Origin of the sequence: Henriciella aquimarina, from assembly GCF_002088975.1 — a bacterium.
Taxonomy (GTDB): domain Bacteria; phylum Pseudomonadota; class Alphaproteobacteria; order Caulobacterales; family Hyphomonadaceae; genus Henriciella; species Henriciella aquimarina.
On record NZ_NCST01000065.1, the window covers coordinates 29,401 to 46,590 of the forward strand.

Here is a 17,190-nt window from a genome sequence, read left to right on the forward strand (position 1 = left end):
CGACAGATCAGGTGGACCACGTTTCTGACGGGGATCCCGCTTCTGTTGGCCAAATCCCCGCTTGCCTGGGCGGCCGCTCCCGACACACCGCAGCCCCCGATTACCCTGCAAGGCGCGCGCAGTGGCGGCACATCAGGGGCAGGGGCCGGAAAGGCCATGCCGCTTGCGGTCTCGCAACCGGCAGAACAGCCGCAAGCCCAGCAAGCGAAATTGCAGATCGAGGCGCCGGAGGGCTTCGAGGATCTCGAGGGGCCGGTAAAGACGCTGTTCGACGTCTATTATCTGGACAAGCGTATCGGTCTCTTCGAGGGCACGCTGGAAGATGGCATCTTCCGCTTTTCCTATCCCGGCGAGGTCGCTGCGGCGCTGCCTGAAGTGCAACGTCTGGAAACCGAGGATTTCCTCTCCGGTGACCTGGACGCGAATGAAGCGCTGCGCTGTCTGCCGGGCGACCAGAGCGACTGCGGCAGCCTGCCGGTCGGCGCGTCCGGCGTGATCGTCAATCCTGAGACATTCAAGGTCGAGATCTTCCTGGGGCGGGAGCTGCTTTCCAGCGTGCCGCCCCGAGAAATCCTCCTGGGGGAGCCGGTTGCGGGTCCATCGCTCATCCAGAATATCGCGGGCAGTGTTTCGGCCAGTTCCCGGGCGACCGAAGATGTGCGGTTCGGTCTCTCGCTCGACACCTTTGCGAGTGTCGGTCGGACATCAGGCGTCTCGCGGCTCTATGGGGATGATACCCAGGGGCTGCGCTGGCAGGAGGCCTACCTCCAGCATTACTTTTCGAAGGCCCGCATGGCAGGCGGCCTGATCCGCGAGGATGGGTCGCTCAATCTCGACAGTACGAGTTTCTATGGGGCCGAGCTGACCTCCTTCGATGGGCGACCGGCGGCCTCCGCCGAAGCACCGGCGACGCCGCTCGACATTGTTCTGCCGCGCTCGGCCCGTGTGGAGATCTATCGCAGCGGGACCCTGGTTTCGGCCCGGCAATACGCAGCAGGCCTTCAGGTTCTCGACACGAGCGACCTGCCTGTCGGCAGCTATCCCGTCCGCATTGTCGCCCGCGATTCCAGCGGGGTTATCCTGGACGAGACGCGCAGTTTCTCGAAGACGCCCGATCTGCCACCGCCGGGAGAAACCGTCTATTCCGTGCGTGCCGGTGTGCGGGCCGTGGAATCCTTTGCCATTCCGGGCGGTGATGCCGGGGAGTCCGATCTCCTGCCGAAGAGCACCGGGGAGAGCCTGTTCTCCGCTTCGGCCGGACGGCGGCTGAGCGAGTCCACGGCAGGCCGGGTCGGTGTGACGGTTGTGGATGGGGAGCTCTATCCGGAAGCCGAGCTGCAGCTCTACAAGGGGGAGCTGCGGGCCTCGACGGCGGTCGCCCTGGGGCCGGACAGTCAGTATTCGGCTGTTGCCAATGTGAACTTCCAGGTCGGCAGCGTGATGAGTTCGATCAGTGCGCGCAAGACCGAGGCGCGCCCCATTCCGGACGGCCAGATCTACAATCCCGAAGTGTACCGCCCGTTCTTCCAGTCGGAGAGTACGGTTTTCGGGACCGTCTCGACACAGGCCTGGGGTGGCGCCCTGGGCGTGAGGGCGAGCTATTCCGAAAGCGACCTGGCCGACGAGCGGAATACGATCGGCGTCAATTATACACGGCCTTTCCGGAGCAGGCGGTTCGGCACGGGCATTATCGGTTTCGATGCGGTCAGTACGGACCGGGAGACCCGCTTCGGCATCAAGCTCACCTTCCGCCGCTCGGCCGGGCGCAACTCGTCGCTCAGGGGCGCGGTCGGCGTCGATTATTCGCGCTATGAAGGCGATGGGGTCGATGACGAATATGTCGATCCGCTGCTGCGCGTGGGCTACACGCGGACCGGGCGCTACAAGGATATCGCGCTGACCGGTGACGTCGATGCCGGCACCTCCGATGGCGAATCGAACCTCATCCTCAGCGGGGCAGCGGCGTCTCGGCGCGGCGATTTCGACATCGCGACCGGTGTCACCAAGTCACGAGATGACGAGGAAGCCGAAGCCTTCCTGACCTCGAACCTCCAGACCGGCTTCATTTTTGGCGGGGGCAAGCTGCAATTCGGGGCGAGCGGCTTTGGTGACGCGGCGGTCCTTGTCGATGTGCCCACGGAGGAAGGTGCGGAAGACGCTGAAGGGCGGTTCCGCGTCACGGTTGACAATCAGAATGGTGGAAGCATCCGCGCCGGGCAGGCGACCACGGTGCTCGTCCCGGCCCTGACGAATGCGAATGTCGGGCTCATTCCGGAGGATGCGCCGCCTTTCGACATCGATCTCACCCCGAGGCAGGTAACGCTTTATCCGGGCAATGTGGCCCGCATGACCTGGGAGGCTGCCTATATCGTGTCGGTCTTCGGGCGGCTGGTCGATGCGGACGGCAATGGCATCGCGAATGCCGTGGTCCAGACCGGAAATGACCTCGCCGTCACCAGTGAGAAGGGCTATTTCTCGGTTTCCGGCCGGGCTGGCGAGAATCTCACAGCCCGCACAAAAGACGGCCGGAATTGCGGTGTCCTGACCGTTCTTGAGGCGAGTGGCAAGGATGAAAACTTTGTCCGCCTGGGGGATCTCATTTGTGAGGTGGACCTTGGTGACACCCAGGTCAGCGCGCTGGCGCCGGATGAGAACGCCCCGCAGGATACAGGCGGCTCCGAGCGCCGTGAGGTGGCTCTGGCTGCCAAGAGCCGCAAGAGCGATACGGGCCAGACCGGTGAGGCGGCCTTGCAGGATCCGCGGACGCACCTGCCCTATGAGCAGCCGGAGCCCTCGCTTGATGAGGTGACGGTGACGGCTCTGCCGCTTGAGGGCCTGGATGCCATCGCGGCCGATTTTGATTTCTCCGCTCTCGAAGGCGGGCTTCACATTGCCGAGACTGTCCGCCCGGCGCCGGGGCTCGAGCCTGACTTCGCACCGGCCGATCTCATCACCCAGGCGCCTGAGCCTGGGGACAATCCTTCGCCGTATCTTCGGTCTGACATTGATTTCACCGCCTACAGGCGCCGGCTCGAAGCCGGCTCTGTCCATCAGGACCTGCTGAGCCGGGTCGTGCTGATCCTGCCGGGTGATCGCAGACGCGCAGACGTGGAAACGTCCGTGACCGGCGCATCCGGGCGCCCGGCCAGTCCTTATCGGGTCGAGCCCATCCGGGTGATGGAGCCGCAAACGGCGGCGCCTGCGGCGATTTCAGACCGGAGGATATCCGGCTGGAACAGTGCCCCCATGCGGGTAACGGCGTCGGCACCTTATGCGCCGGGCTTCCTCTTTGTTGTCGGCGATGAGGCCCATGACGCCATGGTCTGACCGGACTGGCGTCCAGCGAACAGTCATCGGGAAATCGAATGCCTTTATGTCTGTGCCTGACGTAAAGGAAAAAGCTATGGGTGAATTTTATTAAATCGATTAGTTAAATGGCATCAAAGGCGTTACCATGCAATTTCTCAAAGGTGGTATGAAGCCAGAAAGGGAGATGTCATGGCTGACGATATGAAGTGCCCCGTTACCGGAGGCGGCGACAGACACTGGACCTTCAGGGGTCGCTCCAACAAGGAGTGGTGGCCGAAGCTTCTCAATCTCGACATCCTGCACCAGAACCATCCGGCCGGAGATCCGATGGATGGGGATTTCGACTATGCCGAGGCGTTCAAGAAGCTGGATCTGAAAGCGGTCAAGCAAGAGATCGTCAAGGTCCTGCATGACTCCCAGGAATGGTGGCCGGCCGACTGGGGCAATTATGGCCCTTTCATGATCCGCATGGCCTGGCACAGCGCTGGTACCTATCGGGTCGGTGATGGCCGCGGCGGCGGGGGCGCAGGCGCCCAGCGTTTTGCTCCGCTCAACAGTTGGCCGGACAATGCCAACCTCGACAAGGCCCGCCGTCTGCTCTGGCCGGTCAAGAAGAAGTATGGCAACGCCCTGTCCTGGGCGGACCTGATTATCCTCGCCGGCAATGTCGCGCTGGAGGATATGGGCTTCAAAACCTTCGGGTTCGGCGGTGGCCGCGAAGATATCTGGGAGCCGGAAAAGGACGTCTACTGGGGCACTGAGCAGGAATGGCTCGCCCTGAGCGACGACCCGAACAGCCGTTACAGCGAAGGCCGCGCCCTCGAGAACCCGCTGGCAGCCGTCCAGATGGGGCTCATCTACGTCAACCCGGAAGGCCCGGATGGCAATCCGGACCCGTTGGCAGCGGCTCAGGATATCCGTGAGACCTTTGCCCGCATGGCGATGAATGACGAGGAAACCGTTGCCCTGATCGCCGGTGGTCACACCTTCGGCAAGTGCCACGGCGCTGGCGATGCCGGCCTTGTCGGTGCAGAGCCGGAAGGCGCTGACATTGCCTCGCAAGGGCTTGGCTGGACCAGCACGCATGGCACCGGGATGGGCGACGATACCATTACCGGCGGTCCGGAAGTGATCTGGAGCCAGACGCCAACCCAGTGGAGCATGAACTTCTTCAAGAACCTGTTCGAATATGACTGGGAGCTCACCAAGAGTCCGGCCGGTGCGTATCAGTGGAAGCCGAAGGGCGACGCTGGCGAAGGTACCGTGCCGCAAGCCCATAATCCGGACAAGAAGACCCACCCGTCCATGCTCACGACAGACCTGTCGCTGCGCTTCGACCCGGAATACGAGAAGATCTCGCGCCGGTTCTATGAGAATCCGGACGAGTTTGCCGATGCGTTTGCGCGGGCCTGGTACAAGCTGACCCACCGCGACATGGGCCCGAAGGTTCGCTATCTCGGCCCCGAAGTGCCTGCAGAGGAAATGCTCTGGCAGGATCCGGTGCCGCCGGTCGATCACGAGTTGATCGGCGAGGCCGACATTGCGGATCTCAAGAACAAGATCCTCTCCTCCGGCCTGACCGTTTCCGATCTTGTGAGAACGGCCTGGGCCTCGGCTTCGAGCTATCGCGGATCCGACATGCGCGGCGGCGCGAATGGTGCCCGCATCCGTCTGGCCCCGGCCAAGGGCTGGGAGGTCAACGAGCCGGAGAAGCTCTCCAAGGTGCTCGCCACGCTGGAAGGTATCCAGTCGGCCTTCAACGATGCCCAGTCGGGCAACAAGAAGGTGTCGCTGGCTGACCTGATCGTGCTCGGTGGTTCGGCCGCGGTCGAAAAGGCCGCCAAGGATGCCGGCCACGACATCAAGGTTCCGTTCCATCCGGGCCGCACCGATGCCACCCAGGAGCAGACGGAGATCGAATCCTATGCCTTCCTCGAGCCCAAGTCCGACGGCTTCCGGAACTTTGTGTCCGACGTCTTCAAGACGGTGCCGGCCGAGGAATTGCTGGTCGATCGCTCGCAGCTCCTGACCCTGTCGGCGCCCGAGATGACGGTACTCGTCGGCGGCCTGCGCGTGCTCGGTGCCAACTATAAGGGCGAAAAGCATGGTGTGTTCACCGACCGTGAAGGCCAGCTGACGAACGACTTCTTCGTCAACCTGCTCGACATGGATACCGCCTGGAAACAGTCGGAGGAGAATGAGCATCTCTTTGAAGGCCATGACCGCGCAAGCGGCGACCTGAAATGGACCGCCAGCCGGGTCGACCTGGTCTTCGGCTCCAACTCGCAGCTGCGGGCCCTCTCGGAGGTCTATGCCCAGGACGACAACACGAAGAAGTTCGTGAACGACTTCGTGAAGGCTTGGGTGAAGGTCATGGAGCTCGACCGCTTCGACCTGCATAGCTAGTCGGCTGCGGCGGGTGGCCCCGCCATAGCAACGAAAACGGAAGCGGCGTTCTGCATCACGCGGAACGCCGTTTTTGTATGGCGAGCCTGCGGGTCGCTATCACGACGCCAAGGCAGACAATTGACTCGTTTCCATATTTCAACGATATTGGAAATATGGAAACGAGATATGCCATTCCCGCGTTATCGGCGCTGGCCCAGGAGGGGCGGCTCAATGTCTTTCGCCGGTTGGTGAAGGCCGGCCCCACGGGGCTTGCGGCCGGTCGCATCGCGGAGGAGACCGGTACGGCGGCGAACACACTGTCAGCCCAGCTCAACATCCTCTCTCAGGCTGGCCTGATCCAGAGCCGCCGCGAGGGCCGCTCCATCATCTATTCCGTATGCTTCGAGGCGGTCAGTGATCTCATCGTCTTCCTGATGGAAGATTGCTGCGCGGGGGAGGCCTGCGTCGCCTCCGGCGTGCAGGGCGCGCTGAGCCGCATCGCATGTTGCGACGCAGGTCAGGAGAGACCGTCATCATGAAACGCCTTCACGTCCATATCGCCGTCGACGATCTCGACCGCGCCATCGGCTTCTATTCGACGCTGTTTGCCGCCGCCCCGGCAGTTCGCAAAGACGACTACGCCAAGTGGATGCTGGACGATCCACGCGTAAATTTCGCCATCAGCCAGCGCGGCGCAGCCGCCGGCGTGGAGCATCTGGGCCTCCAGGTGGAGGACGAGGCGGAGCTTGCCGAAGTCTATGGCCGGCTTTCGCAGGCCGGCGCTCCCGTTCTGGAAGAGGGCGAGACGGTCTGCTGCTATGCCCACTCGGAAAAGAGCTGGATCACCGATCCGGCCGGCGTGCCGTGGGAAGTGTTCCTGACACATGGTGCGGCGGCCCATTATGGCAGTGGCGCGGTTTCGGAGGAGGCCCCGCTGGCGGCCACTCCGACCGGCATGCCCGACGTCGCGGCCTCTGCCGGCTGCTGTGCGCCGAAGCCCGACACAACCGGCTGTTGTGGGGCCTAGATGGGCGCCTTTGAACGCTATCTTTCGGTCTGGGTCGCGCTGGCGATCGTGGCCGGAATCGCGCTTGGCCAGCTCCTGCCGGGCGTCTTCGGTGCGCTGGCCGGCATGGAATACGCCAATGTGAACTTCGCCGTCGCCGTGCTGATCTGGGCAATGGTCTGGCCGATGATGATCGGGGTCGACTTTGCGAGCCTCGCGCATGTCGGGGAAAAGCCGAAAGGGCTTCTCATCACGCTGGCGGTGAACTGGCTGATCAAGCCCTTCACCATGGCCGCACTGGGCGTCGTCTTCTTCCGCTACGTCTTTGCCGGGCTGATCCCGCCGGCGGAGGCCGAGGGCTACATTGCAGGCCTCATCCTGCTGGGGGCCGCACCGTGTACCGCCATGGTCTTCATCTGGTCGCAGCTTACCCGCGGTGACCCGAATTACACGCTGGTGCAGGTCAGCGTGAACGATGCCATTATGGTCTTTGCCTTTGCGCCCATCGTCGCCTTTCTGCTTGGCGTGACCGACATCACCGTGCCATGGGAGACGCTGCTCCTCTCTGTCGCGCTCTATGTCGTCGTGCCGCTGGCCGCCGGGATTGCGGCACGGGCCATGCTGAAGGCACGCGGCGGAACAGTGGCCGTCGACAGCTTCATCGAGCGGGTGAAGCCGGCCTCGGTGCTCGGGCTCTTGCTGACGGTGGTGTTGCTCTTCGGTTTCCAGGGTGAGGTGATCCTTGCGCGCCCGCTGATCATCGCGCTCATCGCCGTGCCGATCCTGATCCAGTCCTATGGCATCTTCGCGATTGCCTATGGTGCCGCTTGGGCGTTGCGCGTGCCGCACCGGATTGCCGCGCCCTGCGCGCTGATCGGCACCTCGAACTTCTTTGAGCTGGCCGTCGCCGTGGCGATCAGCCTGTTCGGGCTGAGCTCCGGGGCCGCACTCGCCACAGTGGTCGGCGTGCTGGTCGAGGTGCCCGTGATGCTGTCGCTGGTCGCCATCGCCAACCGCACGCGCTCTGCCTTCAGTGGAGACGACGCACAAGGCCACGCGGCGGAGCAGGCGCGGTGATCGTCATTCATCACAATCCCGACTGCGGCACCTCGCGCAACGTCCTGCGCCTGGTCGAGGCAAGCGGGGCACCATATACCGTTATCGACTATCTCAACGAGGGCTGGACCCGCCCGCAATTGCTGGGGCTGTTTGCGGTAGCCGATCTCACACCGCGCAAGGCCCTACGCGAGAGCAAGTCTCCGGCTGAAGCGCTTGGCTTGCTGGATGACGGGGTAAGCGACGAGGCCATCCTGGATGCGATGCTGGACCATCCTGTCCTTGTGAACCGCCCCATCGTTTGCTCGCCGTGCGGGGTGCTGCTTTGCCGGCCGAGCCCGCGTGTGATTGCCATACTGCCTGTCCTTCCGGCACAGGCGGTACATGGCGAAAAGGGCGAGGTTCTGTTCGATCCGGCGGCGGCTACGCCTTGACCGTGCCAACGTCCTGGAGGCTCTTCAGAACCAGCTTCTTCATCAGCCGATCCTGCAGGGATTTCGGCTGATCGAGGCTAAGGCGCGCAAGGTGCGGGGCATATGCCTTGGCTTCCTTGCCGGACGGGCCGGAGATGAGCGCCCCCAGGATATAGGCGAAGCGCTTGTCCCAGCTGGCCGTTTCGTCCTGAAGTTTCTCCAGGGCCGGTGCCAGTGCCTGCTCGGTCTCGCTCATCTCCGTGCCGAAGGGGAAGGCTGGCAGGTCATCCATATGCGGAGACAGGGCGCTCTCGATCGCGGCGGGCGTGTTCTGGCGCCAGGCGTCCGGCACGGTAAAGCCCTTGGGCAGCTTCTTCGCCTTGATGGCCTCTTCGACCAGCCCGTCGATGAACCGGGCATCGGTAATGGCGAGCATCCGTTTGACGCATTCCTCATCGGTCTGGCCGCGCAGGTCGGCGACGCCATACTCGGTAATGATGATGTCACGCAGGTGGCGCGGCACGGTGACGTGGCCATAGGACCAGACGATGTTGGACTCCACGGTCCCTTTGCTTTCGCGGACAGCCTTGAGCAGGATGATGGAGCGGGCGCCTTCCAGCTCATGGGCCTGGGCGACGAAATTGTACTGACCGCCGACACCGCTCACCACGCGCCCGTCTTCCAGCGCGTCGGAGGTGATGGCGCCGAGGCAGGTGGCCTTCATCGCGATGTTTATGAAACGGGCATCGACACGTTCGCGGCGGCGGACTTCCTCGTTGCCATAGAGGGCATTCACGTCATCCACCGAGGTCATGTTGACCAGCGAGAGCAGCTCGTCTGAGGCTTCGCGCAGGCCCCGGTAAAAGGTCTGCGGGCCGAGGAAGAAGCCGCCATCGATCGTGATGTCGCGGCCCTCATGCGCGGCCCGGCTGAACACCTTTGCGCGCAACAGCTCGAACATGCCCTGAGTGAACATCTCCGTGCAGCCATAGAGCCCGGCGCGGAAGGCTTCATCACCGCCTTCGTCTATTGGGCCCGGCGGGCCGGGCAGGGCAGTTGCCGTGGTCGCGAACCCGTACGGATCCCTGTGGCGGAAGCGCACCGACTGTGCGGCGCCGTCGCCGAGCGAGCCGATGCCGATCTGCAGCGTGCCGCCATCCTTGACCAGGCGTGCGGCGCGCAGGCCGATGGCGTGGCTGGTCAGGTCGACGCGCGGTGCTGGCGGGCCGGCAAGGTCATAGCCGCCGGCATCAAGCAGCATGTCGAATTCGTCGGCTGGGACTTCGGCATCGTTCGGCATGAAAGGCAGCCGGTCGTTCAGCTCCCCCACGACAATGAAGCTGTCGCGCCCGACTTTTTCGCGCATCAGCGGGATCAGGTCGAGGCTGAGGTCGGAATTGCAGGACAGGCTGTAGCGCCCGTCGCGGCTGGAAATCATCTGGCCGAGCACATTGACCCGCGAGTCGATGATGCGGCGCATCGCATGGGTGTAATTGACGCTGCTGTAATGGCGCTGGGCGTATTCATTGTTAAGCAGCGTACCGGTCGACAGGAAGAACTCTTCCACCTCGACATTCGGCGGCAGCGCGCCCTTTGCCCGGTCCGTCGCATAATGGAGGTCGGGATAGTCGCCGAAGACCTTGTCGAGGATCGGCCCGCCGAAACGGCCTGCCAGTCCGCCAGAGAGTTTCGGGCGAATGATGGAGAGCGCGGTATAGATGGTGAGGTTGATCGACCGATCAGCCTTGGCCATTTCGTAGAGCGCATTGGTGAGGCGATTGGCCTTGCCAAGCCCGAGCGGCAAGGCGAGCCGGATATCCTTGCCGACAGTGTCGATAACAGCCTCGGCGCAGGCTTCAGCGCTCTTGTGCACCGGCAGACGCCCGGTCGTCTCGCCCTCTGGATTTTGCCCGTCCATTTACGCCTCTTTCGGCTCTTCTGACATGTCCGCCTTTGCAGGCTCTTCCGGTTTGGCCGGTGTTTCCGGAGGCGAGGACGGGGCAGCTTTCTTCTGGCGCAGGGCCGTGCACGGCCCGCCGCGGAAGGGCGCGAAACCGGAGCCGAAGACAGCGCCGAGATCAAGATGATCCTCCGAGGCGACAATGCCCTCGTCCAGGACCCGGCGGACCTCTTCATAGAGGGGGGCAAGCAGGCGTTCCTGCAGCTTTTCCAGTGTCTTGGGCCCTGCTTCGTTTTCAGCCTTTTGCGGCTTGCCATCCGACCAGGTGTAGAAGCCCTTGCCGGTCTTCTTGCCGAGATCGCCAGCCTCGACCTTTTCGATCAGCTGCGCAGGCGGATCGGCGACATGGTCCAGGTCACGGGCGAGCACACGGCCGACTTCCAGGCAGATGTCCAGTCCGACCGTATCGGCAACCTCGACGGGGCCTTGCTGCATGCCGAAATCCTCCGCCGCGGCATCGACCTCTTCGGGGCTGCAGCCTTCGTCGATCAGCTTGACCGCCTGGAGCAGATACGGCGTCAGGATGCGGTTGACGAGGAATCCGGGGGCACTCTTTACCGGCAGCGGCAGCTTGGCGATGGCCTCGATGAAGGCAAGCGCGCGGGCCTGGGTCTCCTTGGTCGTCTTCTCGCCGGACACGATCTCGACCAGCGGCATCTTGGTGACGGGATTGAAGAAGTGCAGGCCGACGAAGCGCCCCGCATTCGGCCCGGGCAGGCCCTCGGCCAGGGTTTCCAGCCGGATGCTCGATGTGTTCGTCGCGATGATGGCGCGGGACTTCAGCTTGTCCTTCAGCCCGTCATAGATCTTCTGCTTGATTTCGGCCTTTTCCGGCCCGGCCTCGATGATGAGATCGGCCGAGCGCACGCCGTCGCCTTTCGGATCGGCAATGAGCCGGTCTTCCGGGTCACGGACATCGTCTGAATGGTCCGGCTTGCCGTCCATCCATTTATGGGCCCGGCCAATCGCCTTGGCGATGACCGAGCGGTCGATGTCCTGCAGCGTGACGGTAAAGCCGTTCATCGCCGTCCACATGGCAATGTCGGCGCCCATCGTGCCGGCACCAATGATATGGACATGGGAAATATCATGGCCCTTGGACCGGCGGGCCTCGCGCTTCAGCGCCTCGCGGCGCAGGAAGAGCCCGATTAAATTCTTCGCGGTTTCCGTCTGGCTGAGCTTCACGAAGGACTGCGCTTCGGCCTCCAGCGCATCGTCGGAGCCGGTTTCCTGTTCGAACAGATCGATCAGGGCGTATGGCGCGGGATAGTGCTTCTCGCTGAAATGTTTCGCGGTTTCCTTACGGGCCCTGTTGGCGATGAAGCGCTTGCCGGGGCTGGAGAACTCCAGCGTGTATTTGAGCTCGTCCAGCAGGCCGCGCTTGCGTTTCTGCTTGCCGGTTTCGGCCGCTGCCCGGGCCGCCGCCAGGAGGTGGCGATCCGGCACGGCATCGCGAACAAGGCCGAGCTTCTTCGCCTTGCGCGCATCGATCGTCTTGCCGGTCAGCATGAGCTGCAGGGCTGTCGCCGGTTCGACGACGCGTGGGAGGCGTTCAGTGCCGCCAAGGCCAGGGTGCAGGCCGAGCTGGACTTCGGGAAAGCCGAAGCGCGCGGAATGGTCGGCGACGCGATGGTCGCAGGCGAGGGCGACTTCCAGCCCGCCGCCGAGGCAGACGCCGTGAATGACGGCTACGGTGGGGCAGGGCAGGGCTTCCAGCCGGTTCAGCGCCTTGTGGCCCTGGTCGATCAGCGCCTTTAGCGAGTCTGCGTCGGAGCTGCCGAGTTCCTCGATGTCGGCGCCGGCCATGAAGCCCGACTCCTTGCCCGAGCGCACAAAGAGCGCCTTGGGCGGGTTCTTCTCGATTTCCTCGAGGAAGGCCTCGAACTGGTCGAGCACGGCGCGCCCGAGGGTGTTTTGGGCCTGTCCCGGCACATCGAGTGTGAGGGTGGCGTAGCCGCCCGCCTGTTTCTTGAGGTGCCAGATCGATTTACCGCGCGCCATCAGGCCGCCTCCGTTTCTTCAGTCTGTGTCGCCTTGGGGGTGGGAACGGCATTCGCTGCTTCGAGCAGCATGCCGCCGCCCTGGCCGCCGCCAATGCATTCGGTTGCCACGCCGGTCTTGTGACCCAGCCGCTTCATGGCATTCAGGGCATGCAGAACGATGCGTGCGCCGCTGGTGCCGACCGGGTGGCCGAGGCTGATCGCGCCGCCATCGACATTCAGCCGCTCGCGGTCGATCGAGCCCATCGCCCCGTCGAGGCCGAGTTCCTGCTTGCAGAACTTGTCGCTTTCCCAGGCCTTCAAGCAGGCCAGAACCTGGTGCGCGAACGCTTCGTTCAGTTCCCAGAGGTCAATGTCCGAGAGGCCGAGCTTGTTGCGCGTGAGGATGGGCGTGACGGAATGGACCGGGCCGAGCCCCATGCGGGCTGGCGAAAGCGCAGCCCACTGGCTGTCCTTGATCTCGCCGAGCGGCTCAAGGCCGTGCTTCTCGATAAAGCGTTCTGACGCCACGATCATCCAGCAGGCGCCGTCCGTCACCTGGGAGGAGTTGCCGGCAGTCACATGGCCATAGGGGCGCTCGAAGACGGGCTTCAGTGTGGAGAGCTTCTCCACGGTGGAGTTGGGACGAACCCCGTCATCCTTCTCGAAAAGCTCGCCTTCCTCGCTGAAGACCGGGTCGACCTCATTGTCGAGCCAGCCTTCCTCCTGGGCCCTGGCAAGGCGCTTGTGGCTTTCGACGGCGTAGGCGTCGGCTTCCTTGCGGGTGATGTCCCACTCATAGCGCAGGATCTCGGCGGTCTGCCCCATGCCGAGGTCCACCACCGTATCGGTCAGGCCTTTCTCGACACCGATGACAGGCTCCATCATGGAAAACCGGAACTTGCTCATCGCTTCGACGCGGCCGAGCAGGGACTTGGCCATGTTCACATCCGCGAACCAGTCGACGGCTTCATCATTGAGCAGGAGCGGTGCGTGGCTCAGGCTTTCGGTGCCACCCACGAGCAGGCAGTCATAATCGCCTGCGCGGATATAGCGGTAGGCGCTGTCGACCGACTGCATGCCCGAGCCGCAATTACGCTGCACGGTCCAGCCCGGCATATCCAGGCCGAGCCCCATGCGGAGTGCCGCGACGCGGGCCGGGTTTGTGGCTTCCGCCCCCGGCGAGCCGCAGCCGAGAATGACTTCCTCAATCTCGCCCGCAATTTCGGGGTGGCGCAGCATCAGTACACGACCGGCCTGTACGGCGAGATCGACGGCGGTGAAGGGCCCGGGCTTTCCGCGCGCCTTCAGGAAGGGCGTGCGATTTCCATCAACGACATAGACCTTCATGCAGATTTGGCTTCCTTCGGTTGATCCGTTGCCGGATTAAGTCCTGTTTTCTCGAGGCGCGACGGGTCGAAACTGTCGACCTCGATCACTTCGCGCACGGCGCGGTGGAGATCGCCCAGCTTGGCGGCTTCCTCCGCGGTGATGATGCCGGCCTCCTTGGCGGCCTCGACGCTCTCGACATCCTTGTCCTTCATGCGCTTCTTGAGCGGCTCGCACTCCAGCGTCATTGCGAGCGCGCGTTCCAGCGCGGCCAGCGGGTCGGCGCCCTTGCCCGGGAACACGCCTTCGGTCAGGCGTTGGCGCGTCTCGCTTGGCTTCATGAGAAGTTCTGAGACGGCCTTGTTCATCTTGTCCGTCGGGCCACGGCGACGCTTGCCGCCGGTCTGGGTCAGCATCTTGATCGTCCAACCCCAGAAGCTGCTTGGGAAATTATCCCCAACTTCAGCAAGCCGGGCATGCATGCGCGCGACACCGTCGGCGAAGATCCAGTCCAGTAGCGGCTTGTCGGCCTCTGGCTGGCCATCAGCTTCGAAGCGCTTGAGCGCGCCGGAGAGCAGGAAAAGTTCGGCGAGTACATCGCCAAGGCGCGCCGAGAGGCTTTCTTTGAATTTCAGCTTGCCGCCGAGAATGCCGAGCGAGACCTCGGACGCGACAGCGAGGTTGGCGCTGTAACGGGCCAGCTCGCGATAATAGGGTTTGAGGGCGTTATCCTTTGGAACGCTGGCGAACTTGCCGCCTGTCAGGCCGTGGAACCAGCTGCGCCAGATGTTCGCGACATCATGGCCGACATGGCGCCAGAGCAGGTCGTCGAACTTGCGCAGCGCTTCCTTTTTGTCCTCAAGCGCAACCGCCTGCATCTCTTCCAGGATATAAGGGTGGCAGCGGATGGAGCCCTGACCGAAAATGATCAGGCTGCGGGTCAGGATGTTCGCGCCTTCCACCGTGATGCCGATGGGGATCGCCCGGTAGGGTGTCTCGAGATAATTCTTGGGGCCAACGCAGATCGCCTTGCCGCCGTGAACGTCCATGGCGTGGTTGACTGTTTCGCGCATCCGTTCGGTCGCGTGATATTTCATGATGCCCGAAGCGACGCCCGGATGATGGCCATTATCGAGCCCGATCGTGATGAAACGGCGCGCGGATTCAAGCTGGTAGGCAGCCGCGCCGATCGGAGCGAGTTTTTCCTGCACACCTTCAAACTGGCCGATATGGATGCCGAACTGCTCACGCACACGGGCATACGCGCCGGTCGATTGCGCTGAGACCTGCGCGGCGGCTGTCGACAGCGAGGGCAGGGAAATGCCGCGTCCGGCAGCCAGAGCCCCCATGAGCATTTTCCAGCCCTGACCGGTCTCTTCCTGCCCGCCGAGGATCTGGCCGACAGGAATGAAGACATCGCGGCCCCAGCTCGGCCCGTTCTGGAAGGCGAGGCCGGTGGGGATATGGCGGTCGCCCGTGTCGACGCCGGGCAGGTCTGTCGGGACCAGCGCGACGGTGATGCCGAGGTCTTCTTCGCCGCCGAGCAGGCCGTCCGGATCTTCAAGTTTGAAGGCCAGCCCGATCAGCGTCGCAACGGGGCCGAGCGTGGTATAGCGTTTTTCCCAATTGAGCTTGATGCCGAGCGTTTTTTCGCCTTCCCATTCGCCTTCGCAGACCACGCCGGTGGCGGTCATGGCGGAAGCGTCCGAGCCAGCCTCGACGCCGGTCAGGGCGAAACAGGGAATTTCCTCGCCACGGGCAAGCCGGGGCAGGTAGTATTTCTTCTGCTCGTCGGTGCCGTAGAGCATGAGAAGTTCGCCCGGGCCGAGCGAGTTCGGCACCATCACGGTGACGGCGGCGGAGACATTGCGCGTAGCGATGCGCTTGACGACTTCGGAGTGCGCCGAGGCGGAGAAGCCGAGGCCTTCATACTCCTTCGGGATGATCATGCCGAAGAATTTGTGCTTCTTCAGATAGGCCCATGCCTCTTCAGGCAGGTCCATACGCTCATGCTCGATCTCGAAATCGTCGAGCATGTTGCAGAAATCGACAACCGGCCCATCGAGGAAGGCCTGCTCTTCGTCCGTGAAGCCTTGCGATCTGAAGTCACGAAAACGGCTCCAGTCGGGCTTGCCGGAGAAGAGGTCAGCCTCCCACCAGGTGTCTCCTGCCTCCAGGGCCTGGGCTTCCGTGGCCGACAGGCCGGGCAGCACGCTCTTGTACCACCCCATCAGAGGCTTGGAGAGAACAGTTCGTCTTAGGCTTTTGAAAGGATTCGACATGATCCGTGGCCCTCTTGCTCAATGTGGTCATCAGAAAGCGCATGGCAAGGTGTGCGGGTTCCGTTACGGGGCTGCGCCAGAACAGCGCACGATGGAACGTCGGGGAGGCGGCGTTCGTTACGCGCGAACCCAAAAAAGGTTTTCTCCCATGTATCGTACTTCACTCCTGACTTTCATTTTTGCGTCCACCGCGCTCAGCGCGGCCCATGCCGACAGCTTCGCGGTCAACGAATATTCGGCGTCCGACCTTGGCCGCGCGAATACCGGTCGTGTGACCCAGACCGACGACCCGGCGGCGGCTTTCGGCAATCCGGCTTTGATGACCGCTTTCGAGAAGGCGCAGGTCTCGCTTGTGGCCAGCGGTATCCTTGGCAATGCGAAGTTCGATGATGACGGGTCCACCGACGCGCTCGGCAATCCGCTGGGGGGCAATACGGACGGTTTTCTGACCGACAATTTCATTCCGTCGGGCCATCTCGTCTATCCGCTCAATGACCGCGTTGCCCTGGGGTTTTCGGTGACCGTGCCCTTTGGCCTCTCGACAGACTATGACCGGGACTGGCCGGGCCGGTATCAGGCGCTTACGTCCGAACTCCAGACGATAAACCTCAATCCGAGCATCGCTTATGAGCTGACGGACACGCTCTCCATCGGGGGCGGGGTTAGCGCGCAATATATCGATGCGCGCCTGACGAGTGCCGTGGATTTCGGCGCGGTCTGTTTCAACCAGGTCGATCCGGTGACCTGTGCCGGCGCCGGTGTCACGCCGCAAATGGCTGATGGTCGCATCGAGGTCGAGGGCAATGACTGGAGCTATGGCTGGAATGCCGGTCTGGCTTGGACCCCGCATCCCGACTGGCTGATCGGCCTGCACTACCGCTCCGGCATCGATCAGGACCTGGAAGGCGATGCGAGCTTCATCGTCCCGGCCAATGCAAGCTTCCTGACGGCAAACGGTGCCTTTACCGATACGGGTGGCCAGGCAGGACTCGATCTGCCGGCCTCGACAGAACTCGGCGTGCGCTGGCAGGCGACCGAACGCACGACGCTCTATGCGAATGCGCAATGGAGCGAATGGTCGAGCCTTGAGGAACTGCGGGTCCAGTTCGACAGCCCCATTCAGCCGGATTCCGTGGAAGAGCTCAATTATGACGATGCCGGACGCTACGGCTTTGGCGGCGACTATGAGCTGAACGATCAGTGGACGGTGCGGGCTGGCTATGCCTTTGATGAGAGCCCGGCCCGGCCGGGATTCCGCACAGCGCGCATTCCTGACAATGATCGCCACATCTTTGCCGTCGGGACCACCTGGACGCCGAATGAGGCCTGGTCGATCGATGCCGGCTACAACCGCGTGACCATTGAAGACGCCGACTTTGACCGTACGGGCAATTATGGCGACCGCGTTGTCGGGACGTTCAGCGGGCATGCGGACGTCATGTCCGTCAGTGCTACGCGCAGTTTCTAG

General features: G+C 63.2%; 11 protein-coding genes. 7 read left to right on the forward strand and 4 right to left on the reverse strand.

Annotated elements, in window-relative coordinates; all coding sequences use genetic code 11:
* Positions 1-45 precede the first annotated feature (45 nt).
* The 6 genes from B8784_RS10540 to B8784_RS10565 all read left to right on the forward strand — a co-directional run bounded on the left by B8784_RS10540 (position 46) and on the right by B8784_RS10565 (position 8,193).
* Positions 46-3,327: a TcfC E-set like domain-containing protein gene (locus B8784_RS10540; protein ID WP_143435422.1), complete on the forward strand. Its 3,282-nt coding sequence runs from the start codon at positions 46-48 to the stop codon at positions 3,325-3,327.
* 171 nt (positions 3,328-3,498) lie between these two features.
* Positions 3,499-5,715, forward strand: coding sequence for a catalase/peroxidase HPI (katG, locus tag B8784_RS10545; protein WP_084397923.1), 2,217 nt, complete (start codon positions 3,499-3,501; stop codon positions 5,713-5,715).
* Positions 5,716-5,870: 155 nt separating this feature from the next.
* On the forward strand, positions 5,871-6,236 hold the full coding sequence (locus B8784_RS10550; protein ID WP_084397973.1) for an ArsR/SmtB family transcription factor: 366 nt from the start codon (positions 5,871-5,873) through the stop codon (positions 6,234-6,236).
* On the forward strand, positions 6,233-6,724 hold the full coding sequence (locus B8784_RS10555) for an ArsI/CadI family heavy metal resistance metalloenzyme (protein ID WP_084397924.1): 492 nt from the start codon (positions 6,233-6,235) through the stop codon (positions 6,722-6,724). The genes B8784_RS10550 and B8784_RS10555 overlap by 4 nt, the downstream gene beginning before the upstream one ends.
* A complete protein-coding gene (gene arsB / locus B8784_RS10560; RefSeq protein ID WP_084397925.1) occupies positions 6,725-7,780 on the forward strand; it encodes an ACR3 family arsenite efflux transporter in 1,056 nt (351 codons plus the stop codon).
* Positions 7,777-8,193, forward strand: a complete 417-nt coding sequence (locus B8784_RS10565) for an arsenate reductase family protein (protein ID WP_084397926.1) — start codon at positions 7,777-7,779, stop codon at positions 8,191-8,193. The genes arsB and B8784_RS10565 overlap by 4 nt, the downstream gene beginning before the upstream one ends.
* Here B8784_RS10565 and B8784_RS10570 read toward each other — a convergent pair.
* From B8784_RS10570 to B8784_RS10585, 4 genes are read right to left on the reverse strand one after another with little or no spacing between them, the layout of a single operon-like run.
* Complete coding sequence (locus tag B8784_RS10570; RefSeq protein WP_084397927.1) at positions 8,183-10,090, reverse strand: acetyl-CoA hydrolase/transferase C-terminal domain-containing protein; 1,908 nt, start codon at positions 10,088-10,090, stop codon at positions 8,183-8,185. The genes B8784_RS10565 and B8784_RS10570 overlap by 11 nt on opposite strands.
* Positions 10,091-12,133, reverse strand: coding sequence for a 3-hydroxyacyl-CoA dehydrogenase NAD-binding domain-containing protein (locus B8784_RS10575; protein ID WP_084397928.1), 2,043 nt, complete (start codon positions 12,131-12,133; stop codon positions 10,091-10,093).
* Entirely contained in the window at positions 12,133-13,467 is a 1,335-nt protein-coding gene (locus B8784_RS10580; RefSeq protein ID WP_169712620.1) for an acetyl-CoA C-acetyltransferase, read from the reverse strand. Before B8784_RS10580 ends, B8784_RS10575 begins: the two co-directional genes overlap by 1 nt.
* The gene (locus tag B8784_RS10585; RefSeq protein WP_084397930.1) at positions 13,458-15,722 is read right to left on the reverse strand and encodes an acyl-CoA dehydrogenase; all 2,265 of its coding nucleotides are present in this window, start codon (positions 15,720-15,722) and stop codon (positions 13,458-13,460) included. Before B8784_RS10585 ends, B8784_RS10580 begins: the two co-directional genes overlap by 10 nt.
* Before the next feature lie 148 nt (positions 15,723-15,870).
* Between B8784_RS10585 and B8784_RS10590 the strand changes: the two genes are divergently transcribed.
* Positions 15,871-17,190 (forward strand): OmpP1/FadL family transporter, encoded by a 1,320-nt coding sequence (locus tag B8784_RS10590; RefSeq protein WP_158085651.1) that lies wholly within the window; start codon positions 15,871-15,873, stop codon positions 17,188-17,190.

Coding starts and splice junctions, on each gene's coding strand:
- katG (WP_084397923.1), top strand. CDS start 3,499: ATGGCTGACGATATGAAGTGCCCCGTTACCGGAGGCGGCGACAGACAC.
- B8784_RS10550 (WP_084397973.1), top strand. CDS start 5,871: ATGGAAACGAGATATGCCATTCCCGCGTTATCGGCGCTGGCCCAGGAG.
- B8784_RS10555 (WP_084397924.1), top strand. CDS start 6,233: ATGAAACGCCTTCACGTCCATATCGCCGTCGACGATCTCGACCGCGCC.
- arsB (WP_084397925.1), top strand. CDS start 6,725: ATGGGCGCCTTTGAACGCTATCTTTCGGTCTGGGTCGCGCTGGCGATC.
- B8784_RS10570 (WP_084397927.1), bottom strand. CDS start 10,090: ATGGACGGGCAAAATCCAGAGGGCGAGACGACCGGGCGTCTGCCGGTG.
- B8784_RS10575 (WP_084397928.1), bottom strand. CDS start 12,133: ATGGCGCGCGGTAAATCGATCTGGCACCTCAAGAAACAGGCGGGCGGC.
- B8784_RS10585 (WP_084397930.1), bottom strand. CDS start 15,722: ATGTCGAATCCTTTCAAAAGCCTAAGACGAACTGTTCTCTCCAAGCCT.
- B8784_RS10590 (WP_158085651.1), top strand. CDS start 15,871: ATGTATCGTACTTCACTCCTGACTTTCATTTTTGCGTCCACCGCGCTC.